Source organism: Nonomuraea endophytica, from assembly GCF_014203235.1.
GTDB classification, from domain to species: domain Bacteria; phylum Actinomycetota; class Actinomycetes; order Streptosporangiales; family Streptosporangiaceae; genus Nonomuraea; species Nonomuraea endophytica.
The window spans coordinates 1-24,812 of the sequence record NZ_JACHIN010000010.1 but is presented as its reverse complement, the minus strand read 5'-3'; the positions used below and the strand labels follow the sequence as shown (position 1 = coordinate 24,812).

The following is a 24,812-nucleotide window of genomic DNA, read 5'->3' as shown; positions in this document are numbered from 1 at the left end:
GCAAGTCTGACCAAATGGCACCCTATCGGCCAGACCTGTGGGGGGAAAACAGTCAGACCCCCGAGAAGACCCGGTTGACGTCGGCGGTGGTGAGCACGCCGTAGATCTCGCCACCCCGCTCGACCAGCAGATACTCGGCCGCGGGCGACTCGCGCATGGCGTCGATCAAGGGCTCCCCGGTGAGGTCGGCGGCCAGGACCATGGCGGGCTCCAGGGACTTGGCCAGCGCTCCGACCTCGACCCACGGGCGGCGGTGTTCGGGGGTGGCCTGGACGGCGGCCTCGTTGACGATCGCCACCGGCCTGCCGTCGTGGTCGACGACGACGACGGCGCCCGCCTTCTGCTCGGCCGCCTGGCGCAACGCCTCCGACAGCGGCGTCGAGGCGATCACCGGGATCGCCCTGCGGGCCAGCTGGCGGGCGTTGACCTGGGGGATGCGGGCACGGATGCGGGCGACGTTCAGCGCCTGGCTGGCGCCCATCCAGATGAACGAGGCCAGCACCACCGACCACACCAGCTGCAGCGTGTCGATCGGACGGTCGCTCAGCAGCGACAGCGCCACCGGGACGAGGATCAGCACGACCGCCAGGCCCCTGCCGGTCCAGCCGGCGGCGACGGTGCCGCGCCCCGGGCTGGCGGTGAGCTTCCACACGCCGGCGCGCAGCATGCGCCCGCCGTCGAGCGGCAGGCCGGGCAGCAGGTTGAACACGCCGACGATCAGGTTCGACCACCACAGCTGCCGGATCAGCACCTCGGGGATGCCTGCCCCGTCGATCAAGAACGCGTCGGCCAGCAGCCCCACCGCCGCCAGCCCCAGCGACAGGATCGGCCCCGCCGCGGCGATCATGAACTCCTTGCCGGGCGTCGGCGGCTCCTTCTCGATCTCGGACACGCCGCCGAGGAGGTAGAGCGTGATGCGCCGGACCGGCAGGCCGTACCACTTGGCGAGGACGCTGTGCGCGAGCTCGTGCAGAAGAACCGACAGATAGAGGAGTACGGCGAAGGCGAAGGCCACCCCGTATGCCTCGAAGTCCCCCATGCCGGGCAGCCGGAAGACGTCCTGGAAGCTGATGGTGATGAAGCCCGCGATGATGAGCCAGGTCCACGACACGTATACCGGGATGCCGAACGGGCTTCCCATCCGAAGACCGGAGAATTCCTGCCGCGGCCGCTGGTCGCTCACTGGACTCCCTCTGAGATCGTGCTGTTGCTGCCTTGATGCTACGCGGCGGATGGCGCGAACCTGGTTTCGCGGCCCCCATTCTGTCGGGGTCTTGACCTACAGTGCGGTGCATGACGTTGACCGAACCGGTGATCATCGGAGCCCTCTCCCCCTCCCGGGCGGGCGACTTCATGACCTGTCCGCTTCTCTACCGCTTCCGGGTGATCGACCAGCTGCCGGAGAAGCCGTCACAGGCGGCCGTGCGCGGCACGGTGGTCCACGCCGTGCTGGAGCGCCTCTATGACCTGCCCGCGCCCCGCAGGTCGGTGGCGGCGGCCCTGGAGCTGCTGGACCCGCAGTGGGAGCGCCTGCTGGGCGAGGAGCCCGCGTTCGCCGAGATGTTCGCCGACGACGCCGAGCAACGCGAGTGGCTCGACCAGGCGCGGGCGATGCTGGAGCGCTACTTCACCCTGGAGGACCCGACAAGGCTCGAACCGGCCGAGCGCGAGCTGTATGTGGAGGCCGTGCTGGACAGCGGCCTCCTGCTGCGCGGCTACGTCGACCGGCTGGACGTGGCGCCCACGGGCGAGGTGCGGGTCGTCGACTACAAGACCGGCAGCGCCCCCGGGCCCGACTTCGAGGCCAAGGCGCTGTTCCAGATGAAGTTCTACGCGCTGGTGCTGTGGCGGCTGCGCGGCTCCGTGCCCCGGTTGCTGCAGCTGGTTTATCTGGGCGGCGCCGGCGAGGTCCTGCGGTACGCCCCCGACGAGGCCGACCTCCGCGCCACCGAGCGGAAGGTGGAGGCGCTGTGGACGGCGATCCGGCGGGCGCTGGAGACCGGTGAGTGGCGGGCACGGCGGTCGCGGCTGTGCGACTGGTGCGACCACCAGGCGCTGTGCCCGGAGTTCGGCGGCACTCCCCCGCCCGTCCCCGACCGCCGCCCCGGCGACACCACCCGCACCCGCCGAGCAGCAACCGACGAACTCTAACCTCCCAGCCACGTGCTCCGACGGCGCGCTCCTGAGCAGAGCGGCCACGCGACAGCCCGGCCTCGCCCCCTGACACCACGGCCTCCAGCCACGTGGCCGGGGCGCGCCACGGGCACAGCGGCCTGGGCGTGGGCAGCCCGCCACTGCACGGGCAGCGCGCCACGGCCCTTGCCGGGCGGACCACGGGTACGGCGTGGGTGGGCGCGCCCCGACTCCGGGAGCGCCGTGTCATGGGCCTGAGCGCCCACAGCCCTCTGACGCGGCGCCTGAGGCGGCGTGGGTGCGAGGTGGCCCGAGGCGGTGAAGGCTGGCCTGCGACCGGAGGCGGGGTGGTGGGCGGCTGGGGTGAGGAGGGCGGATTCCTCCCAAGGTAGGAGGAGTCACGGCTTGAGCTGGGCCTACAGTGAATTCGTGCGCAACGATCGAGCCCTGTTTCGCGACACGGTCCTTGCCGTGGTGCTGGCCGCGGGCTCGCTCGCGTTGTTTCTCTTCTACGACGCCGCCGACCTCCTGTCCCAGCCGGGCCAGCCCGCCGGAGCGGTAAGGTCGCCGGATCTGGTGGGCGGGGCGCTGGTCGTGCTGACGGCGGCGCCGCTGGCCGTTCGGCGACAGTGGCCCGTGGGGGCGCTGCTGGCCAGTGCGGTGCCGGACACTCTGCTCAACTCCCTTGGTTACAGCTTGGGGCTGGCCAGCGTCGCGGGGCTGGTGCTGTTGTATTCGGTGGCGGCCAGGCGTGGGCTGGCGGTGGCGCTGGCGGCGTTGATGTTCGCGATGCTGGTCTATGCGACGGGGGCGCTGCTCAGCCCGCTCGACGCGCTCACCTGGGCGGACCATCTTGTCGTGGTGGTGCTGCTGGCCGGGGCCTGGGGGGTGGGGCGGGCGATCCGGCTGCGGCGGGCGTACTTCGAGGAGCTCAAGGACCGGGCGGCGCGGCTGGAGCGCGCCAGGGAGGCAGACACGCGGGCGGCGCGCGCCGAGGAGCGCTCGCGGATCGCGCGTGAGCTGCACGACGTGATCGCGCACCACGTGAGCGTGATGACGGTGCAGGCCGCGGCGGCGCGCAAGGTGCTGCTGTCCGATCCTGAACTGGCCGGCGAGGCGCTGTCGGCCGTCGAGCACACCGGGCGCAAGGCGATGGCGGAGATGCGGGACATCGTGGGCGTGCTGCGCGCCGGTTCGCCGGCCGAGCTGGGGCCGCAGCCGGGGATGTCGGCGTTGCCGGCGCTGGTGGAGCAGATGCGCGAGGCGGGGCTGGCGACGCGGCTGACGGTCGAGGGACACGAGGCGCCCGTTCCCGCGGGGATTGAGCTGGCGGCTTATCGGCTGGTTCAGGAGGGTCTGACCAACAGCTTGCGGCATGCCGGGCCGGGGGCTGAGGCCGTGGTGACCGTACGGCACGAGCCGCGCGAACTGGACGTGCGGGTCGCAGACGACGGCCGGGGCGCGGCCGGAGTGGCGGCGCGGCCAGGGCATGGTTTGGTGGGGATTCGCGAGCGGGTGGCGCTTTATGGTGGAATCCTGAGCATCGGTCCTCGACCGGGGGGCGGTTTCGAGGTGCGGGCCAGGTTCCCGCTGAAGGACGGAAGATGACGATCAGAGTGCTGCTGGTGGACGACCAGCCGCTGCTGCGTACCGGTTTCCGCCTGATCCTCGAGGCCGAGCCCGACATCACGGTGGTGGGCCAGGCCGGCGACGGCAAGGACGCGCAGGAACAGACCAGGGCCCTGCTGCCCGACGTGGTGCTGATGGACATCCGGATGCCCGGTGTCGACGGCATTGAGGCCACGCGGCGGATCGTGCGCGAGGCGGCGTCCGGGGCGCATGTGCCGAAGGTGCTGGTGCTGACGACGTTCGACCTGGACGAGTACATCGTGGAGGCGTTGCGGGCGGGGGCCTCGGGGTTCCTGCTCAAGGACGTGCCGCCGGACGAGCTCGTGCAGGCGATCCGGGTCGTGGCCGACGGCGACGCGATCGTGGCGCCCAGCGTGACGCGCCGCCTGCTGGACCGCTTCGCCGCCAAGCTGCCCTCCGCCTACCAGGAGAGCACTCCGGCGCGGCTGGACCGGCTGACGGAGCGGGAGCTGGAAGTGCTCAAGCTCATCGCCAAGGGCATGTCCAACGCGGAGATCGCGGCCAAGCTGGTGGTGAGCGAGACCACGGTCAAGACGCACGTGGGCAACGTCCTGACCAAGCTCGGCCTACGCGACCGCGTCCAGGCAGTGGTCCTGGCCTACGAAACCGGCCTGATCACCCCAGGCGCACTCCCCTAACCCACAAAAAGCCACAGAAGCGTGGGGCGATAGCCGTCCCGCGCCGCGCGGTGACGGGCCGTGGGAAGCCACCGCAGCAGGGAGCCGTGTGGTGGGATCAGCGCGAGCGTGCGGTGGCGAACTGGGCAGCGGCGCCCGGTCTACGGATCGCCGTCGCGGCGAGGACCACGTCAGACTGCCGGGCGACCTTGCACGGGCGCGCGCCCATGGCGGCGGGGGGCGTGTGGGCGGCTTGCCGTAACAGAAAAAAGCCGCAACAGAAAGAGCGCCCGCCGAGGCGATCGCGACGGCGGGCGCTTATAGAGAACTAAATCACGACGCGCTGGTCAACGAAGGAGCCGGGGTGGCGGCGTTTTCGGGGAAGTGGCAGGCGACGCGGTGGCCGCTGGAGAGTTCCTCGAGGGGTGGTTCCACCGTCTTGCAGATCTCCTGCGCCTTCCAGCAGCGGGTGTGGAAGCGGCACGCGGGCGGCGGGTTCAGCGGGCTGGGGACGTCGCCGGTCAGCCGGATGCGCTCGCGTTCCTGGCGGTTCTTCGGGTCCGGCACCGGCACCGCCGACAGCAGCGCGTTGGTGTACGGGTGCATGGGCGAGCTGTAGAGCCGCTTGCGGTCGGCGATCTCGACGATCTTGCCGAGGTACATGACCGCGACCCGGTCGCTGATGTGGCGGACCACGGACAGGTCGTGGGCGATGACCACGTACGTCAGGTCGAGCTCGTTCTGCAGGTCTTCCAGGAGGTTGACGACCTGGGCCTGGATGGAGACGTCCAGGGCCGAGACGGGCTCGTCGGCGATGATCAGCTTGGGCTTGAGCGCGAGCGTGCGGGCGATGCCGATGCGCTGGCGCTGGCCGCCGGAGAACTCGTGCGGGTAGCGGTTGTAGTGCTCGGGGTTGAGGCCGACCAGTTCCAGGATCTCCTGGACCGCCTTCTTGACGCCGCCCTCGGTGCTGATGCCCTGGATGCGGAACGGCGCGCCGACGATGGCGCCGACCGTGTGCCGGGGGTTCAGGGAGGAGTACGGGTCCTGGAAGATCATCTGCATGTCGCGGCGGAGCGGGCGGAGCTTGCCCTGCGCCATGTGGCTGATGTCCTGGCCCTCGAAGACGACCTGGCCGCCGGTGGGCTCCAGGAGGCGGGTGACGAGGCGGCCGGTGGTGGACTTGCCACAGCCGGACTCGCCGACCAGGCCCAGCGTCTCACCCTTGAAGACGTCGAAGGAGATCCCGTCGACGGCCTTGACCGCGCCGACCTGCCGCTTGAACAGGCCCTTGGTCACGGGGAAATGCTTCTGCAGGTCCCGAACGGACAGCAGCGGCTCGTTTTCACTGACAAGACCTTCGGCCTCGTCAGTGTGAGCGTGTCCATTGGTTCGCTCGCTACGCTCACTCACTGGGTCTCCAGCACTGGCTTGATCTCGTTCTCCCACAGCGTGCGCCGCTCGGTCTTGGCCATGTGGCAGCGCACCATGTGCCCGCCCTCGGTCTCGAGCAGGGCCGGGACCTCGGTGTTGGACTTGCCCTCGGTCCGGTCGGCGTAGGGGCAGCGCGGGTGGAAGGCGCAGCCGTCGGGCACGTTGATGAGCGAAGGGGGCGAGCCCTTGATCGGCAGCAGCCGTTCAGTGCGCTCGCGGTCCAGCCGCGGCATCGATCCCAGTAGACCCCACGTGTAGGGGTGCTCGGGACGGTAGAAGATGTCTTCGGCGGCGCCGTACTCGATGCACTTGCCGCCGTACATCACCAGGATGTCGTCGGAGAGCTCGGCGACGACGCCCAGGTCATGGGTGATGATGATCAGCGCGGAGTTGAACTCCGCCTGGAGCTCGCGCATGAGGTCGAGGATCTGCGCCTGCACGGTCACGTCGAGCGCGGTGGTCGGCTCGTCGGCGATGAGCAGTTCCGGGTCGCACGACAGCGCCATCGCGATCATGGCGCGCTGGCGCATGCCGCCGGAGAACAGGTGCGGGTAGTCGTCGACGCGCTTGCCCGGGGTGGGGATGCCGACGCGGCCGAGCATGTCGATGGCGTGCTTGCGGGCGACCGACTTCGACACGTTGTGGTGGATGCGGTAGGCCTCCATGATCTGGTCGCCGACCGTGTAGTACGGGTGCATGGCCGACAGCGGATCCTGGAAGATCATCGCCATCTTCTTGCCGCGCAGCCGGCGTACGTGCTCGGGCGTGGCCGAGACGAGTTCCTCGCCGTCGAGCCAGATCTCGCCGGAGATCTTGGCCCGGCCGCCCTTGTGCAGGCCGAGGATGCCGAGGCTGGTGACGGACTTGCCGGAGCCGGACTCGCCCACGATGCCGAGCGTCTTGCCGCGCTCAAGGCTGAACGACAGGCCGTCCACGGACTTGACCAGGCCGTCGTCGGTCGGGAAGTGGACCTTGAGGTCCTTCAGTTCCAGGAAAGTCACGAAAGCCTCACTCTCGGGTCCACGACCGCGTAGAGCAGGTCGACGATCAGGTTGGCGACGACCACGAAGAGTGCGGCCAGCAGGGTCACGCCCATGACCTTGGGAAGGTCCTGGTCGGTGATGGCCTGGATGGCGTACTTGCCGAGCCCGTTGAGGGAAAACGCGCTCTCCGTGAGTACGGCGCCGCCGATGAGCAGGCCGAAGTCGAGACCGAAGATCGTGATGATGGGGGTCAGCGCCCCGCGCAGCCCGTGTTTGACGACCACTCTGCGTTCCTTCAGGCCCTTGGCCCTGGCGGTGCGGATGTAGTCCTCGTTCATGGTCTCCAGCATTCCGGCCCGGGTCAGGCGCGCGTACCCGGCGGCGAACTGGAAGGCCAGCGTCACCCACGGCAGGAGCAGCGCGTAGGCCCATAGGGGCAGGGAGTCCTGGATGGTGGTGTAGGTGCCGCCTTGGGCGGCGAAGGAGAAGGGATTCCCGTAGGAGAAGATCTGCAACGCGATGAGCGCGGTGAAGAAGATCGGCAGCGAGACTCCGGCCAGTGCGATGATCATCGCGGTCCGGTCGAAGACGCTGCCTCTTCGCAGGGCCGAGAGCACGCCGATGCCCACGCCCAGCCCCACCCAGAGGACGGCGGCGCCCAGGGCGAGCGACAGCGTGACCGGAAGCCGGTTCATCAGATCGGGGAACACCGGCTGCTGCGTGATGAACGAGTAGCCGAGGCAGGGCGGCGGGCAATACTCGACACCGGCGCCGTAGTCGTACTCCGCTCCGACGACGATGCCCTTGACGTACCTCCCGTACTGGACGACCAGCGGGTCGTTGAACCCGAGCCGTTCCGCCGCGAGCTTGGCGATCTCCCCTGTGGCGGTACGGCCGACGTAACGGCTGGCCATGCCTTCGGGGGTGGCGCCGGCGAGTTGCGGCACGAGGAAGAAGATCGCGAACGTGACCATGCTCACGATTCCGAGCATGACCACCGCGCCGATCAGACGCCTGATGATGTATGTGACCACAGTGCCCGGCCCGGTGGCCGCCGGGAGGGTCGCTCCCGGCGGCCACCTGTGGCCTTCACCTGCCTTTAACTACTCGTTGACTGCGGGAAGAGGACCTACTCGACGCCCATCGCGACGTAGTCGTACATCTGCTGGCCGTCGGAGACGAGGACGTTGGTCACGCCCTTGCCGCGGACGAGCAGCGACTTGGCCCAGATGCCCGGCATGATGACGGACTCTTCCATGACCCGCTTGTCGATCTCCGCCCACATCGGCTCACGCTTGGTGACGTCGGCCTCGACGCGCGCCTTGTCGAGCATGGCGTCCACGTCGGGGATCCGGACCGAGGTGTTGGAGGAGCCGCCGCCCTCACGGATGACGCGGCTGTCGGTGATCTGCTGCAGGAAGCCGTAGCCGTCAGGCCAGTCGGAGCCCCAGCCGTTGACGACCAGGCCCAGGTTCTCCTTCACGACGAAGGACGGCCTGCCGGCGAAGCTGGAGAAGTAGTCCTTCAGCGGGTACGGCTTGATGGTGACGTTGATACCGGCACGGGCCAGCGAGTCCTTGATCGCCTCGGCGGTCGCCTTCTCCTTGGGCCGCTCGGCGCGGTAGGAGACGGAGGTCTCGAAGCCGTTCGGCTGACCGCACTTGGTCAGGTGCTCCTTGGCCTTGGCGATGTCGCCCTTGCCCTCGGGAGAGGGGTAGAGGTCGATCTTCTGGGCGCCGGGGATCGTCGGCGGCAGCAGGTTGGTCGCGATCTCGCCACCGGTCGAGCCGCCGTAGGCGGCGACGTAGCCGGTCTTGTCCATCGCGTACTGCACGGCGATCCGGCAGTCCTTGTTGTCGAACGGCTTCACCGTCGGGTTGATCGAGGTGTACCAGAGGCGCTGGATGGTGATGTTGTCGGCGCGAGCCTTCAGAGCCGGGTCCGGAAGGATCTTGCTCAGCGCGGCCGGCTGGACACCGGTGCCCTCGATGGCGACGTGGAGGTCACCGGAGATGACCCGGTTGTCCATGTCGTCGGCGTTGACGTTCGTCGAGACCTCGTACTTGTCCGGCAGGGCCGGACGGTTCGGGTCGACGGCCTCGCTCCAGTGCGGGTTGCGGACCAGCGTGAAGCCCTTGCCGATCTCGTTCTTCTCGAACATGTACGGACCGGAGGAGATCACGTGCTCGCGGTACTTCGCGCCGGTGTCCTTGGCCTCGGGGACCGGGATCGTCGGCGACATCTGGACGATGTAGTCGAAGCCGGAGTAGGGCTCCTTGAGGTGGAAGACGACGGTCTTGTCGTCCGGGGCCTCGACGGCGGAGCTGAAGTCGGCGCCCTTCGACTTGTACGGGCCCTTGTAGTCCTTGGGCCAGTTCAGCATGTCGTTGAGGTAGGTGGGGCCGTTGGGGAAGGTCACCTTGTCGTAGGCGCGGGCCACCGCGTACGCGACGTCCTTGGCCACGATCGGGGTGCCGTCCTCGTACTTGAGGCCGTCACGCAGCGTGTAGGTCCAGGTCTTGAAGTCGGCGCTCGGCTTGCCGGCCTCCGCGGCCAGGTCCGGAACCGGCTTGGCGCCCTCGGCCCCGGGCTTGCCGGGGAAGAACATCAGGGCGCGGCCGTACAGCCGGATGAAGTTCCACGAGTAGCCGTAGTAGGTGTCGGCCGGGTCGAGGGAGTCCCAGTCACCGGAGTTCGCCAGCTTGAGGGTGCCGCCCTTCTTCGTGGACGGGTTGAACACCCCCGTCAGAGCGGCGTTGAACTCCTCCTTGACGGCGGGCTTGCCTGACTCGCCGGCCTTGGGAGGCGTCTGGGTGCTGGTGCCTCCACAGGCCGCCAGGCCCATGGCGAGCGCCGCGACGAGCGCGGCCTTCGCCAGAGTGGGCTTTTTCATCATCTCTTACTACACCCCTTGTAGGTAGGAGCCAGGAAATTGCGGTGGTCGGTCATGCGGTGGTCGGGCAGGTCATCGGTTGCCGCGCGGGTCGAGCGCGTCGCGCAGGCCGTCACCGAAGAGGTTGAAGGCGAGCACGGTGAGGAAGATCGCGAGACCCGGGAAGATCGCGTAGTGCGGGACGGTGTAGATGCGCGCCGCGTCGGAGAGCATGCCGCCCCAGGTCGGGGTCGGCGGGCGCACGCCCACACCGAGGAAGCTCAGCGCCGCCTCGAACAGGATGTTCGACGGAATCAGCAGCGTCGAGTAGATGAGGATCGGGGCCACGAGGTTGGGCAGGACCTCACGGAAGATGATGTACGGCCCGCGCGCCCCCAGGCTCCTGGCGGCGTCGACGAACTCCCGCTCGCGCAGCGAGAGCGTCTGACCCCGGACAATACGCCCGATGTAGGGCCAGTTGAAGAAGCCGATGATGAAGATCAGCAGCGAGACGCGCAACGCGTCACCGGAGAGCCCGAACGCGGTGTCGGGCACCACACCGGCCAGCGCGATGGCGAACACCAGCAGCGGGAAGGCCAGGAACACGTCCATGAGGCGGCTGATGACGGTGTCGACCCAGCCGCCGAAGAAGCCGGCCGTGACGCCGAGGATGGTGCCGATGCCGACCGAGAGCAGCGTGGCCAGGAAGGCGATGAGCAGCGAGATGCGCGCGCCGTAGACGACGCGGCTGAAGATGTCGCGGCCCCACTGCGGGTCGACGCCGAAGAGGTAGTCCCAGCTGATCCCGCCGAACCGGTCCTTGGGGACCTGGGTCTCCTGGTCGATCATGTCGCGGTGGAACTCGAGCGGCGGGTGCCCGAACCACTTCACGATCAGCGGGGCGAAGACCGCGATCAGGATGAGGAAGAGGATGACGCCGGCGCCGACCATGGCGACCTTGTCGCGCTTCAGGCGCAACCACGCGATCTGCCCCAGTGAACGGCCCTGGATCGCCTTGCGGTCCACGCCCGTCACCACGGCTTCAGGAACTGCTTCCTTCGCCGACTCGGGAACATCCAGCGGTGCGGTCATGCGCGCCCTCCCACGCCCGCACCCGCAATGCCAGAAGTTGTGCGCATTGACTTCTGGCCCCCTGGGTTGCAGACGACATCGTCCGTTCGGCGGTGCCCGGTCAGGGACCGCCGTGATTGCAGGACCGTATGTCACGGCCCCAGGGTGCAGAATGTATGCGCTGAGCTGCGCTGACTAGTCCCTCAGACAGCTATGTGGCTCAACTGTGATTCTCGTGAAACTCATTCGTATTGATCTTGACGTGTTTGTCTACACGCAGTTCCGGTTGGGTCTCGGAACCGTGACATTGCACTGTTTTCACCCGATACCGCGGCGCTTCAGGATCTCCTCGATGTCAGAGAAGTCATCGTCTTTTGTCCGCCCCTTCGCGGGGGCGGGCGACGGATTGACGGCCTGCGGCGCCGGAGCGGCCGGTGCGGCGGGCGTACCGCCCGTCTTGACCCCGCTCTTGACCTTCGCCTGCTTGGGCTGCTTCGCCGTGGCGCCGCCGACGCCGCGCTTGCGCATCACGCCGGAGACCACGAACAGCACCAGCGCCAGCCCCGCGAGCCCGACCCCCGCCCACACGAACGGGTTGATGATCCCCGCGACCAGCCCGGTCACGAACCCGACCACAGACGCCACGATCCCCCAGATCAGCGCATGTGCCCCGGTCAGAAACGCGGCCATGGGCAGCAGCGACCACGCCACCCCGCGGATCCCGGCGGTGGCGCCCCGGCGCCGCCAGGCCAGGAAACTCAGCACCAGCCCCAGGCCGGTGGCCCCGGCACAGACCGGCAGCCACAAAATGGTGTCGAACATGCCCATATCCCCTAGCTCTCGGTTACACCCATCCTGGCACGCGCACCCGCGCCGCCCCCTCCTCCCTAAGAACGGCCCACCCCCTAGGGGAGGTTCCTCTCATCTCTTTCTCTCTGTGCCACCACGCGCTTGTGTCTGTGCGACAGCGTGCGGTTGTGCTGATGCGACAGCGTGCGCGTGTCTCAGTGCGTAGCGTGCGCGTGTCTCAGTGGGTCAGCGTGGGCTTGCGTCTGTGCGACGGCGTGGGCTTGCGCCTGTGCGTCAGCGTGGGCTTGTGTCTGTGCGACGGCGTGCGGTTGTGTCTGTGCGACGGCGTGCGGTTGTGTCTGTGCGACGGCGTGGGCTTGTGTCTGTGCGACGGCGTGGGCTTGTGTCTGTGCGACGGCGTGGGCTTGTGTCTGTGCGACGGCGTGGGCTTGTGTCTGTGCGACGGCTTCGCCGTCTCTCGGCCTCCCTTACGGCTCCGCCCCCGCGAGCCCGCCCCACCGCCGTGGGCGGGCGCCCGTCAAGCGCCGCCAGTGAGGGCCCACGGCGTCCCCGCCGTAACGACCGCCCCATAACACGCGGCGCGGCCCCCTACCCGGAGCCCAAAGGACCCGCGTCCGCCCAGAGGCGTCGCCGCTTCCCTTCCCCGGAGGCGTCGCTGCTGCCTTTACCCCGAGGCGTCGCTGCTTCGTTCCCAGGCTGGGACCTGGGCTGGGTGGGGCTAGAGGGGGCGGGGGGAGGGGGTGTGGGTGGTTACCAGGTCGCGTAGGTGGGCCGGGGTTACCTCGGTCAGGGAGTTGACCACCAGGCGGCCGGGGGCGGGTTCTATCGGGAGGAGGCTGGGGACGGCCACCACAACGCAGCCAGCGGCCGTTCCCGCCGCCACGCCGTTCGGGGAGTCCTCCAGGACCACGCTGCGGGACGGGGAGACGTCCAGCAGGCCGATGGCGGTCAGGTAGGGCTCGGGGTCGGGCTTGGTGCGTTCGACGTCGTCGGCGGTGATGATGACGTCGAAGCGGTCACGGCCCACGAAGGACAGGATGGCTTCGGCGATCTCCTTCAGCGACGAGGTGACCAGGCCTACCGGCACACCCTCTGCGCGCAGGGCCTCCAGCAGTTCCAGGGCGCCGGGCATGACGTCGACGCCGCCTGCCAGGCGGGCCACCATGCCGTCGATCATCCAGGTGCGCAGGGTCTGCGGGGGGACCGACGAGCCGGACACGTCCAGCATGTAGGCGACGGTGCGCTCCATGGAGCCGCCTACGAGGTGGGTCTGGTGCTCGTGGTTCCATACGCCGCCGAGCCTGGCCATGCAGTCGGTCTCCACCAGCAGCCACACCTTCTCGGTGTCGACCAGAAGACCGTCCATGTCGAAGAACGCCGCGTCCATCCATCCCCCGTTCCGTCCGGTTGCCACCCCTGCCCAGGGGCAGAGTTCAACAGCCGCCCCGAGCCTCCACATTCCCAGCCCACGAAAATTCACCATCAACCGGGTCCCACAAACCGCCCCAACAGCCCTGGCAACACCTGCCTCCCCACAAAACACCTTCCCACCAGCCCCCATAGCCCAACCCCACACCCACCCAACCCACACCCACACAGCCACACAGCCACGCCCACAACCACCCGACGCACGCTTGACCACCCGCGGAGCACACCTTCCATGGGCTCCCGGCACAACCGCGGGCCATGGGCTCCTGGCACACGCAGGACCTATGAGCTCCTGGCACACGCGGACGGTGCGGCAGCACGTGGAACTCACCCACACCCATGTGCCACACGGGGCACACACGCCACACACGGCACACGCGGCCCCGGGCGCCATGCTGTACCTGGCCGAAGGTGCGACGGTGTCACGCCGGAGGGTGTCACGTCGGTGGGTCGCTTGGGCTGCGGGTGAGGCGTGCCGAAGGTTCTGCCCAGGCCGTCGCTCTGGGCACGCTCGTGACCACGGCGGGGGCCAGGCGTGCCTTGTCGCGGTGGGGCGTGTGTCCGGCTGCCGGGCGCACGGACCGAGTGGCCCGCCCGCGACGGCGGGCGGTGGCCTGCTTGGCTTGCCGTAACGGAAAGGCGGCCGGACGGACCGTGAGACGGCCCGCCCGAACCAAAAAGCCGAACGGACCGAGACGACCCGCCCGAACCAAAAAGCCAAACGGACCGAGACGACCCGCCCGAACCAAAAGGCCGGACGGGCCGCGAGACGGCTCGCCAAGCACGAAAAGAGCTAGACGTTGAAGTACTTCGCCTCGGGGTGGTGGGCGACTAGGGCGCTGGTGGCTTGTTCGGGGTGGAGTTGGAATTCTTCCGACAAGGTCACGCCGATGCGCTCCGGGTCCAGGAGCTGGAAGAGCTGGACCTGGTCCTCGAGGTTGGGGCAGGCGGGGTAGCCGAAGGAGTAGCGGCAGCCCTGGATGTTGACCTTGAGCATGTCGTCCAGCGACTCCTCGCCCCCGATGCTCCACTCCGAGCGGACCCGGGCGTGCCAATACTCGGCCAGGGCCTCGGTGAGCTGGACGGAGAGGCCGTGGAGTTCGAGGTAGTCGCGGTAGGCGTCCTTGGCGAAGAGTTCGGCGGTGGCTTCGGAGATCTTGCCGCCCATCGTGGCCACCTGGAAGCCGACCGTGTCGACCTCGCCCGAGTCCTTGGAGCGGAAGAAGTCCGACAGGCACAGGTGCCGGTCGCGGCGCTGGCGCGGGAAGGTGAAGCGGGTGCGCTCGTTGCCGGCGTCGTCGAGGATGATGAGCGAGTCGCCGTCGCTGACGCACGGGAAGTAGCCGTAGACGACGGCCGCCTCCAGCAGGCCCTCGGTCTGCATGCGCTCGAGCCACATGCGCAGCCTCGGGCGGCCCTCGGTCTCGACGAGTTCCTCGTAGCCGGGGCCGTCGCCGCCGCGGGTGGGCTTGAGGCCCCACTGGCCGAGGAAGAGCGCGCGCTCGTCCAGGAAGGCCGAGTACTCGGCGAGCGAGATGCCCTTGACGATGCGGTCGCCGGTGAACGGCGAGCGCGGCAGCGGGTTGTCGGCGGCCACGTCGGAGCGGGCGGGCAGGGCCTCCACGGGGGTGCGGACCAGGGTGGCGCCGGACTTGACGCGGCGTTCGCGCAGCGGCGGCAGCGTGGCGCCCTCGACGCCGCGCTTGACGGCCATGAAGGAGTCCATGAGGCGCAGGCCCTCGAAGGCGTCGCGGGCGTAGCGGACCTCGCCCTGGAAGAGCTCGGCGAGGTCCTGCTCGACGTAGGCGCGGGTGAGGGCGGCGCCGCCGAGCAGCACCGGGTAGCGCTCGGAGATGCCCCGGGAGTTCATCTCCTCGAGGTTTTCCTTCATGATGACGGTCGACTTGACCAGCAGGCCGGACATGCCGATGACGTCGGCCTTCTGCTCGTCGGCGGCTTCCAGGATGGCGCTGACCGGCTGCTTGATGCCGAGGTTGACGACCTCGTAGCCGTTGTTGGACAGGATGATGTCGACGAGGTTCTTGCCGATGTCGTGGACGTCGCCCTTGACGGTGGCCAGCACGATGCGGCCCTTGGTCTCGCCCTCGACCTTCTCCATGTGGGGTTCGAGGTGGGCGACGGCGGTCTTCATGACCTCGGCCGACTGCAGCACGAACGGCAGCTGCATCTGCCCGGAGCCGAACAGCTCGCCGACGGTCTTCATGCCGTCGAGCAGCGTGTCGTTGATGATCTCCAGGGCGGGGCGCTCGGTGAGGGCCTCGTCGAGGTCGGCCTCCAGGCCCTTCTTCTCGCCGTCGATGATGCGGTGCTTGAGGCGCTCCCCCAGCGGCATGGCGGCGAGCTCGGCCGACTTGCTCTGGCGCATCGCGGCGGCGTCGACGCCTTCGAACAGGTCCATGTAGCGCTGCAGCGGGTCGTAGCCCTCGCGGCGGCGGTCGTAGACCATGTCGAGGGCGACCTGGCGCTGCTCGTCGGGGATGCGGGCCATCGGCAGGATCTTGGAGGCGTGCACGATGGCGGAGTCGAGCCCGGCGTTGACGCACTCGTTGAGGAAGACCGAGTTGAGCACGATGCGGGCGGCCGGGTTGAGGCCGAAGGAGATGTTGGACAGGCCGAGCGTCGTCTGCACGCCCGGGTAGCGTCGCTTGAGCTCGCGGATGGCCTCGATGGTCTCGACGCCGTCGCGGCGGGTCTCCTCCTGGCCGGTGGCGATGGGGAAGGTCAGGCAGTCGACGATGATGTCCTCGACGCGCATGCCCCAGTTGGCGGTCAGGTCGTCGATGAGGCGGCTGGCGACGCGCACCTTCCAGTCGGCGGTGCGGGCCTGGCCCTCCTCGTCGATGGTCAGGGCGACGACGGCGGAGCCGTGCTCGCTGACCAGCCGCATGATCTTCTGGAAGCGGGAGTCGGGGCCGTCGCCGTCCTCGTAGTTGACGGAGTTGACGGCGGCGCGCCCGCCCAGCATCTCCAGGCCGGCCCGCAGCACCTCGGGCTCGGTGGAGTCGAGCATGATCGGCAGTGTGGAGGCGGTGGCGAAGCGGAAGGCGAGTTCCTTCATGTCGGCCACGCCGTCGCGGCCGACGTAGTCGACGCACAGGTCGAGCATGTGGGCGCCGCCGCGGGCCTGGTCGCGGGCGGTCTCGACGCAGTCGTCCCAGCGGCCTTCGAGCATGGCCTCGCGGAAGGCCTTGGAGCCGTTGGTGTTGCACCGCTCGCCGATGGCCAGGTAGCTGGTGTCCTGGCGGAAGGGGACCGTCTGGTAGAGCGAGGACGCGCCGGGCTCGGGGTGGGGGCGGCGGCTGACCACCTCGCGCCCGCGCACGCGGTCGACGACCTGGCGCAGGTGTTCGGGGGTGGTGCCGCAGCAGCCGCCGACCAGGGACAGGCCGTAGTCGCGGGTGAAGGTCTCGTGCGCGTCGGACAGCTCTTCCGCGCTGAGCGGGTAGTAGGCGCCGTCGGAGGTGAGCACGGGCAGGCCCGCGTTGGGCATGCACGACAGCCTGGTGCGCGAGTGGCGGGCGAGGTAGCGCAGGTGCTCGCTCATCTCGGCGGGGCCGGTGGCGCAGTTGAGTCCGATGACGTCGACGCCGAGGGGTTCGATCGCGGTGAGCGCCGCGCCGATCTCGGAGCCGAGCAGCATGGCGCCGTTGGTCTCGATGGTGACCTGGGCGATGATCGGCACGTCGCGCCCGGAGTCGGCCACGGCCCGCTTGGAGCCGATGACGGCCGCCTTGACCTGGAGGAGGTCCTGGCAGGTCTCGATGATGAGCGCGTCGGCGCCGCCGGAGATCAGGCCGGCCGCGTTGTCCATGTAGGCGTCGCGCAGCTTCTCGTACGGCAGGTGCCCCAGCGTGGGCAGCTTGGTGCCGGGCCCCATGGAGCCGAGGACGAAGCGCGGATGGTCGGGCGTGGACCAGTGGTCCGCGCGCTCGCGCGCGATGCGCGCGCCCGCTTCCGAATACTCGAAGACCCGCTCGGGGATGTCGTACTCGGCCAGCGCCGCGAGGTTGGCGCCGAAGGTGTTGGTCTCCACGCAGTCGACGCCCACCTCGAAGTAGGCGTCGTGCACGCTCTGCACGATGTCGGGCCGGGTGACGTTGAGGACCTCGTTGCACCCTTCGAGGTCCAGGAAGTCCTCGAGAGTGGGATCGGCGGCCTGCAGCATCGTCCCCATGGCCCCGTCGGCGACCATTACGCGCTGGGACAGTACTTCGCGAAACGATGGGGAGTTGCTCATGGGCCCCAGCTTATCGGCTGGGATCGAGGCGCTATGGTGCCGGGGAAGATATTCAATAAAGCGTCCAATAGGAGGCGCTGTGCGTTATCAGACCATTCTCGTCGGAACTGATGGTTCCTCCTCCTCGCTGCGCGCCGTCACCGCCGCCGCCGAACTGGCCGCGGCGACCCGGGCCCGGCTGGTGGTGGCCTGCGCCTACCTGCCGATGCGCGAGAGCGAGCGGGCCCCGGCCGCCGACCGGCTGGGCGAGCTGGCGTACAAGGTGAGCGGGTCGACCCCGGCCGAGGACACGCTGCGGGCGGCGCGCGAGAGCGCGGTGGCCGCAGGGGCCGGGGAGGTCGTGCTGGCGGCCGAGGAGGGCGAGGCCGTGGACGTCCTGGTCCGGCTGGCCGAGGAGCACCGGGCCGAGCTGCTCGTCGTGGGCAACAGGGGGCTGAACTCGCTGGCCGGGCGGCTGCTGGGATCGGTGCCATCCGGCGTCTCGCACCGGGCCGGTTGCGACGTGCTCATCGTGCGCACCACGTCGGGGCGGTGACGCCCGTACCAGGCAGTACGCCCGTGGCGCAACGAGATCAGTGACGCGAGACCCCCCTCAGCGCATAGGCTTAGTCGAATGCCAGCCGATGGAGGAGGCGACACGTGATCGAGCTCGAAAGGTTCCCCGAGCTCGTCGACCCGGTGCTGATCGCCGCGTTCGAGGGGTGGAACGACGCGGGCGAGGCCTCCAGCGGTGTCATCAGCCACCTGGAGAGCGCCTGGAAGGCGGAGCCGCTGACCGAGCTCGATCCTGAAGACTATTACGACTTCCAGGTGACCAGGCCGGTGGTGGAGCTGACCGACGGGGCCGAGCGGCGCATCGTCTGGCCGACGACGCGGTTCTCGCTGGCCAGGCCGCCGGGGTCCGAGCGTGACGTGGTGCTGCTGCGCGGCATCGAGCCGAACATGCGCTGGAAGTCGTTCTGCGAGGAGATCATCGAGGTCTGCCGCGAGCTGGGCATCGAGACGACGGTCATGCTGGGCGCCCTGCTCAACGACTCGCCGCACACCCGTCCGGTGCCGATCCTGGGCACCGCCTCCGACGAGGGGCTGGCGCGTTCGCTCAACCTGGAGCTCAGCCGCTACGAGGGCCCGACGGGCATCGTGGGGGTGCTGCAGCACGCGTTCGCGCTGGGCGGGCTGAGCGCGATCTCCCTGTGGGCCTCGGTGCCCCACTACGTCGCCCAGCCGCCCAACCCGAAGGCGACGCTGGCGCTGCTGCGCCGCCTGGAGGACGTGCTGGAGATCTCCATGCCGCTCGGCGAGCTCGACGAGGAGGCGCGCGCCTGGGAGCACGGCGTGGACGAGCTGGCCTCGCAGGACAGCGAGGTGGCCGAGTACGTCAAGGAGCTGGAGGAGCGCAAGGACGCCGCGGAGCTGCCCGAGGCGAGCGGCGATGCCATCGCGGCGGAGTTCGAGCGCTACCTGCGGCGCCGCGACCGCGATACTGACAGCTGACTCTCAGGTCATTGTTGCCATATTTCTCATGGGTTTCAGGTAATAATCAGTGACCCGCGCCATTTGTACACAGTTGGAACACCAGCCGGCAACAATTGCATAACCAGGAGAAACACGGCTCCATAACAACGGCGAAATCGCCGGGTGCCACGTCGAACCTACCCATGTGACTGCGCACGTTAGGCCAACCATGGCGACTCCCCACCTAGATCCGCACCAAAGAAGTCAGGACACCAGACGGCGCGTGCTCGAGATGGCCGTCTCGCTCCGCGAGGACCGCACCGGCGGGCCCGTGGACCACTTCCTCGCCCTGCTCCAGGATCGCCTGCCCCTGTGGCTGCGCATCCTGCACGACCTCTCGCACCTGGTCGGCAAGGGCCGCGTCAACGACAACCTGCTGCCCATCGCACGGGCCGGGATCGACTACTACGCCGAGATCCAGTCGGCGGCGCTGCCCGCCTTCACCTCGCCCAGCGTCACGGTCCGCTTCCGCGAGGCGATCCGCGACAACGGCCTCGGGCCGCTGGCCGAGATCGCGCCGCTGGCGGCCTACCTCGCCGCCGAGCAGCGGATCGGCCGGGTGACCGCCGAGGCGGATCCCGATGCCAGCGCCCGTCTCCTGCTGGCAGGATGCTTCAGGCACGCCTACAACGAGATGTTCTTCGGGGCCTATTCCGAGCCCACGCGGGACGTGAGCGCGGAGGAGATCGTTCGCGAGCTCAGGCTTGAATCCGGCTAAAAGCCATAAATCGGTTTTGAGGGTATCGGTTTTGAGGGTACGGCGGAGCGTCGCCGTACCCTCTTTGTTGTCCGTAAAGGAGAGCCATATGGAAACGGGTGAACCGGGGCTACGGCCGCACCGGCGCCGCGCGCTGGGCTGGGGGCTCGGCGCCGCGGTGCTGGTGGCCGCCTGGGCCGGCGGCGGGCGGCTGCCGTCGTTCGCCGGGCTCACGTACGCGGTCGTGGGCGTGGTCGGCGTGCTCGCGCTGGTGGCGGCGTTGTGGCCGGGGCTGCCGCGACTGGAGGCGCCGCGGCGGCTGTCCGCGCCGGGCTGGCAGGTGTGGGTGGCGCTGTTCACCGCGTTCGGCGTGTGGGAGGTGTGGGCGCTGCTGGCGGGTGACGATCCCGCGCAGCCGACGGTCAGCGACCTGCTGGATCCCGTGCTGCTCTCGCCGGACTGGCGGGGTCTGTTCTGGGTGGCGTGGCTCGTGGTCGGGTGGGGGCTGGTGCGGCGATGACGTGGGAGATCACGGTCTTCGGCTACGTGGCGGCGGTGGCGGCCATGCTGGTGCTGGAGGTGGTCGCGCGGCTGCCCGGGTCCACGACGCCGACGGCGGGCGACTGCTTCGCCTGGGTGATGCGTCATCCGGCGGGCCGGGTGCTGGTCATCCTGTCGTGGTGGTGGGTGGGCTGGCACTTCCTGGCCCGCTGAACGTCGTCGTAGCGCCGCCAGATCAGCGCGGCCAGGCCGGGATCGGCGCCGATGGGGTCGCTGACCAGGGCGGCGCCGGAGTCCTGGAGACGGGTGTGGAAGAAGCCGGGGGCCAGCAGGTACGAGGCGAGCGCCGTCCGGCGGTCCCAGTGCCGGGGCAGGGCGGGGGTGCCGGAGGCGGCGAAGGCGGCGGTGACCGGGCGGCCGAGCCGTACCGACAGCAGGCGGGCCTGAGCCCGCACGTCGGCCAGGGCCGCGGGGTCGGAGGAGCCGGCGGCGGCGAGCACCACCGCGTCATCCGGGCGCAGCCCGGCCTCGGTGAGGCGGCGGGCCAGGGCCGCCGACAGCAGCGGGTGGGGGCCGAGCGGGCGGGCGACGCGGGCGTCGGGGCGGGTGCGGGAGACGATCTCGGGCAGGTCGACGTGCACGTGGTAGCCGCCCGCCAGCAGGAGCGGGACGATCGTCACCGGGCCCGGCAGATCGGGCAGCGCGCCGGACAGGAGCGGGCGGCTGATCTCCAGGTAGGCGAGGTGCACCCGGTGGCCGGGGCGGCGGGCGCCGACCGCGCCGGCCAGGTCGCGCAGGACGGCCTCGCCGCGCGCGTCGCGGGTCCCGTGCGCGGCCAGGACCAGCGTCACTGGACGGCCAGGCGGTAGCCGCGCTTGACGACCGTCTCCACGATCCCGAGCGGGCCCAGGGCGCGGCGCAGGCGGGTGATGGCCATCTCGACGGCGTGCTCGGCCGACTCGCGGGCGGGGCTGCCGGGCAGGACCAGGCGCAGCTCCGCGCGGGCCACGACATGTCCCGGCTTGTCGGCCAGGCGCTTGAGCACGGCCATGGGCGCGGGCGGCAGCGGCCGCAGTTCGCCGTCCACGACGACGGCGTGGCCGCGGATCTCCAGCCGGTGCCCGCCCGCGGTGACGCGCGCGACCCCGAACTCGGGCAGGTGGCGGGCCAGCGCCCTGGCCAGCGCGCCGAGCCGGGAGCGTTCCGGCTGCAGCGTGGGTACGCCGCGCTCGACCAGCGGGTGCGCGGTGACCGGGCCCACGCAGGCCGCCACCACGCGGTCGGAGAACGCCCCCAACAGCGCCTCCTCCTGGCCGCGGGCGCGGGCCTCGCGGAGCATGGCGAGGACGGCGGGGGCGCTGGTGAAGGCGACCGCGTCCACGGCGCCGGTGACGGCCTGGTTGACCAGGCGGCGCAGCGGCGAGGTGTCGCGGTAGGGCAGCCAGCGGTAGACGGGCACCTCGATCACCTCGGCCCCGGCGCGCCGCAGGTCGGCCACGAATCCGGCCAGGGGCTCGCCGTGGAGTTGTACGGCGATGCGCCGCCCGCCCAGATCCTGGGCCAGCAGGTACTCCTTGACCTCGTCGCAGGACTCGGTGGCCGGGGTCCAGTGGTCGTTGAGCCCCGCGGCGCGCACCGCTCCCCTGGCCTTGGGTCCGCGGGTGAGCAGCCGGGCGGCGGTGAGGCGTTCGGCCAGCTCGCCGGAGAGCCCCCAGCCCTCCGCGGCGGCCATCCAGCCGCGAAAGCCCACCCCGGTGGTGATGACGACGTCGTCGATGGGCGCGGCGAGGGCCAGGCGGGTGGCGTCGAGCAGGTCGCCGTCCTGTTCCAGGGGGACCAGGCGGATGGCGGGCGCGCTGACCACGCGGGCGCCGCGTCGTTGCAGCAGCGCGCCGAACTCCTCGCGCCGCCGGGTGGCGGTCACGCCCACGGTGAACCCGGCCAGCGAGTCGGGCGCCGTCTCCGGCACGGTCCGGCCGGTCATGCCCGTACCTCGACGTGCTCGCCGCTCAGCCGGACGGGATGGACGGGTATCGCTTCGCCGCCTCCGTCCAGGCAGGCGCCGCTGACCAGTGAGAACACCTGTTTGTGCATGGGCGAGGCCACCGTGGGCTCGCCGCCCCTGGTGCCGACGATGCCGCGGGACAGGATGTACGCGCCGCTGAACGGGTCCCGGTTGCCGACGGCGTACACGCGGCCGTCGAAGTCGCGGAACACGGCGATCTGGCTGCCGTTCACCAGCGCGCAGACGCCGCGCTCCGGCAGCAGGTCGGTGTAGCGGCAGACGGTGGTCCACACATCGTGGAGCAGGGTGGTCATCGCGCGACCTCCAAGGGGATCAGAACGGGCTGGATCTGCTCGCGCACCGTCTCGAAGGAGATGGACGGGTCGGGCGTGCCGGGGGCGTTGACGAAGCTGACGAAGCGGGCGAGCTTGCCGGGGTCCTCCAGCGTGGCCCGCCACTCGTCCTGGTATCCGGCCACGTGCCGCGCCATCCGCGCGTCCAGGTCGGCGCAGATGCCCAGCGAGTCGTCGACGACGACCTCGCGCAGGTAGCCGAGGCCGCCCTCCAGCGCCTCGAGCCAGGCCGAGGTGCGCTGGAGCCGGTCGGCGGTGCGGATGTAGAACATCAGGAAGCGGTCGATGGTCCGCACCAGCTCGGCGGTGGTCAGGTCGGCGGCCAGCAGGTCGGCGTGGCGTGGGGTGAAGCCGCCGTTGCCGCCGACGTAGAGGTTCCAGCCGCTTTCTGTGGCGATGACGCCGAAGTCCTTGGACCGGGCCTCGGCGCATTCGCGGGCGCAGCCGGACACGGCCGACTTCAGCTTGTGCGGGGCGCGCAGGCCCCGGTAGCGCAGTTCGAGGGCGATGGCCAGGCCGACGGAGTCCTGTACGCCGTACCGGCACCAGGCCGAGCCCACGCAGGACTTCACCGTCCGCAGCGCCTTGCCGTAGGCGTGGCCGGACTCGAACCCGGCGTCCACCAGCCGCTGCCAGATGCCCGGGAGCTGCTCCACCCGGGCGCCGAGCAGGTCGATCCGCTGCCCGCCGGTGATCTTGGTGTAGAGGCCGTAGTCGCGTGCCACCTCGCCGATGACGATGAGCTTGTCGGGCGTGATCTCGCCGCCGGGCACGCGGGGGACGACGGAGTAGGTGCCGTTCTTCTGGATGTTGGCCAGGAAGTGGTCGTTGGTGTCCTGCAGGGCCGCGCGCTCGCCTTCCAGCACGTGCCCGCTGTGCAGGGAGGCCAGGATCGAGGCGACGGTCGGCTTGCACACGTCGCAGCCCCTGCCGGTGCCGTGCGCGGCGATGAGCTCGGAGAACGTGGTGATCCCGCGGACCCGCACGATGTCGTACAGCTCGGCGCGGCTGTGGGCGAAGTGCTCGCACAGCGCCTTGGGCAGATCGACGCCGGACTTCTCCAGCAGCCGCTTCAGCATGGGCAGGCACGAGCCGCAGGAGCTGCCCGCGCGGGTGCACTCCTTCAGCGCGGGCACGTCGCGGGCGCCGTCCCCGATGGCCTCGCGCACCCGTCCGGCGCTGACGTTGTTGCACGAGCACACCTGCGCGTCGTCGGGCAGGTCCAGGGCGAGGCCGCCGCCGCTGAACAGCAGGTCCGAGGGCGGCGCCGGCAGCGCCTTGCCGACGAAGGGCCGCAGCGCGGCGTACGGCGCCGCGTCCCCGACGCAGATGCCGCCCAGCAGCGTGGAGGCGTCGTCGGAGACGAACAGCCGCTTGTAGACGCCGGCGACCGGGTCCATGTAGGTGACGTCCAGCGCCCCCTCCATCGCCCCGAACTGGGCCACCTCGACGCCGAGCAGCTTCAGCTTGGTCGACAGGTCCGCGCCGCCGAAGACCGAGCGGCCTCCGGTGATCCGGTCGGCGGCCACCTCGGCCATCGTGTTGCACGGCCCGACCAGCCCGTACACCTGCCCGCCTGCCAGGGCGCACTCCCCCACGGCGTAGACGGCGGGGTCGGAGGTGCGCATGCCGTCGTCGACGGCGATGCCGCCCCGGTCGCCGACCTCCAGCCCGCAGGCCCTGGCCAGCTCGTCGCGGGGCCGTACTCCTGCGGAGACGACCACGACGCCCGCGGGAAGTTCCTCGCCGCCGCTCAGCAGCACGCGGCCGGGTTCGATCCGCTCCAGGGAGACGCCGGGGCGCACGCCGATGCCGAGCGCCTCGATGTGGCTCTTCAGCACGGCGCCGCCGCCCTCGTCCACCTGTCGCGGCATCAGCCAGGGGGCCAGCTCGACGATGTGGGTGCGCAGCCCGAGCCCTTGGAGCGCGTCGGCCGCCTCCAGGCCCAGCAGCCCGCCGCCGACCACGACGCCGTCGTCCTGGCCGGACAGCAGTGCCTTCCCTGCGGCGGCGCGGATGTCGTCCAGGTCGGCGATCGTGCGGTAGACCAGGGCGTCGCCGGCGCCCGGCACCGGAGGGACGAACGGGGCCGAGCCGGTGGCCAGCACCAGGACGTCGTAGGGCTCGACGTGGCCGTCGGCGGTGGTCACGGTGCGGGCGGCGCGGTCGACGGCGGTGACGCGGGAGTTCAGCCGGGAGACGACGCCGGCGGGCGGGGCGTAGGTGAGGTCGGCGGCGCTGGCGCCCTTCAGGTAGGAGGTCAGGGCCACCCGGTCGTAGGCGGGCAGCGGCTCCTCCCCCAAAACCGTGATCCGCCCGTCGTATCCGCGCTCGGCCAGCGACTCCAGCAGCCGCTGGGCGGCGGGGCCGTAGCCGACGACCACGAGCCTGCTCACTGGTGCACCATCCTCTTGTCGGTAGCCGTGAGGCTGCTGATGCACCCGAGGTGCCGCCGGGTCATCGCCCCGCTCGCTCGACGCGTGGA

Annotated in this window: 21 protein-coding genes; 8 read left to right on the top strand and 13 right to left on the bottom strand. The window is 70.1% G+C overall.

Translation table 11 applies throughout. The features are described from left to right. Positions 1 to 52: 52 nt before the first annotated feature. Complete coding sequence (locus tag HNR40_RS32635; RefSeq protein WP_184968214.1) at positions 53 to 1,141, bottom strand: site-2 protease family protein; 1,089 nt, start codon at positions 1,139 to 1,141, stop codon at positions 53 to 55. Positions 1,142 to 1,293: 152 nt separating this feature from the next. Between HNR40_RS32635 and HNR40_RS32630 the strand changes: the two genes are divergently transcribed. The 3 genes from HNR40_RS32630 to HNR40_RS32620 all read left to right on the top strand — a co-directional run bounded on the left by HNR40_RS32630 (position 1,294) and on the right by HNR40_RS32620 (position 4,421). Beyond that, entirely contained in the window at positions 1,294 to 2,151 is an 858-nt protein-coding gene (locus tag HNR40_RS32630) for a RecB family exonuclease (RefSeq protein ID WP_184968212.1), read from the top strand. A 411-nt stretch (positions 2,152 to 2,562) separates the two neighbouring features. Next, complete coding sequence (locus HNR40_RS32625) at positions 2,563 to 3,741, top strand: sensor histidine kinase (RefSeq protein ID WP_184968210.1); 1,179 nt, start codon at positions 2,563 to 2,565, stop codon at positions 3,739 to 3,741. Further along, a complete protein-coding gene (locus HNR40_RS32620) occupies positions 3,738 to 4,421 on the top strand; it encodes a response regulator (RefSeq protein WP_184968208.1) in 684 nt (227 codons plus the stop codon). Before HNR40_RS32625 ends, HNR40_RS32620 begins: the two co-directional genes overlap by 4 nt. A 312-nt stretch (positions 4,422 to 4,733) precedes the next feature. Here the strand turns inward: HNR40_RS32620 and HNR40_RS32615 are convergent, their stop codons facing one another. The 8 genes from HNR40_RS32615 to metH all read right to left on the bottom strand — a co-directional run bounded on the left by HNR40_RS32615 (position 4,734) and on the right by metH (position 17,256). Beyond that, positions 4,734 to 5,735, bottom strand: a complete 1,002-nt coding sequence (locus HNR40_RS32615) for an ABC transporter ATP-binding protein (RefSeq protein ID WP_184968920.1) — start codon at positions 5,733 to 5,735, stop codon at positions 4,734 to 4,736. A 74-nt stretch (positions 5,736 to 5,809) separates the two neighbouring features. Next, on the bottom strand, positions 5,810 to 6,835 hold the full coding sequence (locus tag HNR40_RS32610) for an ABC transporter ATP-binding protein (protein WP_184968206.1): 1,026 nt from the start codon (positions 6,833 to 6,835) through the stop codon (positions 5,810 to 5,812). After that, positions 6,832 to 7,851, bottom strand: coding sequence for an ABC transporter permease (locus HNR40_RS32605; RefSeq protein WP_184968204.1), 1,020 nt, complete (start codon positions 7,849 to 7,851; stop codon positions 6,832 to 6,834). The genes HNR40_RS32610 and HNR40_RS32605 overlap by 4 nt, the downstream gene beginning before the upstream one ends. 95 nt (positions 7,852 to 7,946) lie before the next feature. Then, positions 7,947 to 9,713, bottom strand: coding sequence for an ABC transporter substrate-binding protein (locus HNR40_RS32600; RefSeq protein WP_184968202.1), 1,767 nt, complete (start codon positions 9,711 to 9,713; stop codon positions 7,947 to 7,949). Positions 9,714 to 9,782: 69 nt separating this feature from the next. Then, positions 9,783 to 10,781, bottom strand: coding sequence for an ABC transporter permease (locus tag HNR40_RS32595; protein ID WP_184968200.1), 999 nt, complete (start codon positions 10,779 to 10,781; stop codon positions 9,783 to 9,785). A 297-nt stretch (positions 10,782 to 11,078) separates the two neighbouring features. Beyond that, positions 11,079 to 11,588 carry a cellulose synthase gene (locus HNR40_RS32590; protein ID WP_246509725.1) on the bottom strand — a complete coding sequence of 170 codons (510 nt, stop codon included), beginning with the start codon at positions 11,586 to 11,588 and terminating at the stop codon, positions 11,079 to 11,081. Between the two features lie 700 nt (positions 11,589 to 12,288). Continuing rightward, positions 12,289 to 12,957 (bottom strand): HAD family hydrolase, encoded by a 669-nt coding sequence (locus HNR40_RS32585; RefSeq protein WP_184968198.1) that lies wholly within the window; start codon positions 12,955 to 12,957, stop codon positions 12,289 to 12,291. An 834-nt stretch (positions 12,958 to 13,791) separates the two neighbouring features. Beyond that, on the bottom strand, positions 13,792 to 17,256 hold the full coding sequence (gene metH / locus HNR40_RS32580) for a methionine synthase (RefSeq protein WP_184968196.1): 3,465 nt from the start codon (positions 17,254 to 17,256) through the stop codon (positions 13,792 to 13,794). A 79-nt stretch (positions 17,257 to 17,335) separates the two neighbouring features. On the opposite strand from metH, the gene HNR40_RS32575 reads away from it, so the two are divergent. The 5 genes from HNR40_RS32575 (at position 17,336) to HNR40_RS32555 (ending at position 20,182) form a co-directional block, all read left to right on the top strand. Next, the gene (locus HNR40_RS32575; RefSeq protein ID WP_312896607.1) at positions 17,336 to 17,791 is read left to right on the top strand and encodes a universal stress protein; all 456 of its coding nucleotides are present in this window, start codon (positions 17,336 to 17,338) and stop codon (positions 17,789 to 17,791) included. A gap of 104 nt (positions 17,792 to 17,895) precedes the next feature. Then, positions 17,896 to 18,750: a PAC2 family protein gene (locus HNR40_RS32570; protein WP_184968192.1), complete on the top strand. Its 855-nt coding sequence runs from the start codon at positions 17,896 to 17,898 to the stop codon at positions 18,748 to 18,750. Positions 18,751 to 18,994: 244 nt separating this feature from the next. Beyond that, positions 18,995 to 19,489 (top strand): hypothetical protein, encoded by a 495-nt coding sequence (locus tag HNR40_RS32565; RefSeq protein WP_184968190.1) that lies wholly within the window; start codon positions 18,995 to 18,997, stop codon positions 19,487 to 19,489. A gap of 88 nt (positions 19,490 to 19,577) precedes the next feature. Further along, complete coding sequence (locus HNR40_RS32560) at positions 19,578 to 19,988, top strand: hypothetical protein (RefSeq protein ID WP_184968188.1); 411 nt, start codon at positions 19,578 to 19,580, stop codon at positions 19,986 to 19,988. Then, a complete protein-coding gene (locus HNR40_RS32555; protein ID WP_184968995.1) occupies positions 19,985 to 20,182 on the top strand; it encodes a DUF6186 family protein in 198 nt (65 codons plus the stop codon). Before HNR40_RS32560 ends, HNR40_RS32555 begins: the two co-directional genes overlap by 4 nt. On the opposite strand, the gene HNR40_RS32550 is transcribed toward HNR40_RS32555, so the two are convergent. From HNR40_RS32550 to nirB, 4 genes are read right to left on the bottom strand one after another with little or no spacing between them, the layout of a single operon-like run. After that, complete coding sequence (locus tag HNR40_RS32550) at positions 20,113 to 20,820, bottom strand: sirohydrochlorin chelatase (protein ID WP_184968186.1); 708 nt, start codon at positions 20,818 to 20,820, stop codon at positions 20,113 to 20,115. The genes HNR40_RS32555 and HNR40_RS32550 overlap by 70 nt on opposite strands. After that, the gene (locus HNR40_RS32545) at positions 20,817 to 21,953 is read right to left on the bottom strand and encodes a uroporphyrinogen-III synthase (RefSeq protein WP_184968184.1); all 1,137 of its coding nucleotides are present in this window, start codon (positions 21,951 to 21,953) and stop codon (positions 20,817 to 20,819) included. Before HNR40_RS32545 ends, HNR40_RS32550 begins: the two co-directional genes overlap by 4 nt. Next, on the bottom strand, positions 21,950 to 22,288 hold the full coding sequence (nirD, locus tag HNR40_RS32540; RefSeq protein ID WP_184968182.1) for a nitrite reductase small subunit NirD: 339 nt from the start codon (positions 22,286 to 22,288) through the stop codon (positions 21,950 to 21,952). Before nirD ends, HNR40_RS32545 begins: the two co-directional genes overlap by 4 nt. Further along, entirely contained in the window at positions 22,285 to 24,723 is a 2,439-nt protein-coding gene (gene nirB, locus HNR40_RS32535; RefSeq protein ID WP_184968180.1) for a nitrite reductase large subunit NirB, read from the bottom strand. Before nirB ends, nirD begins: the two co-directional genes overlap by 4 nt. Positions 24,724 to 24,812: the final 89 nt, after the last annotated feature.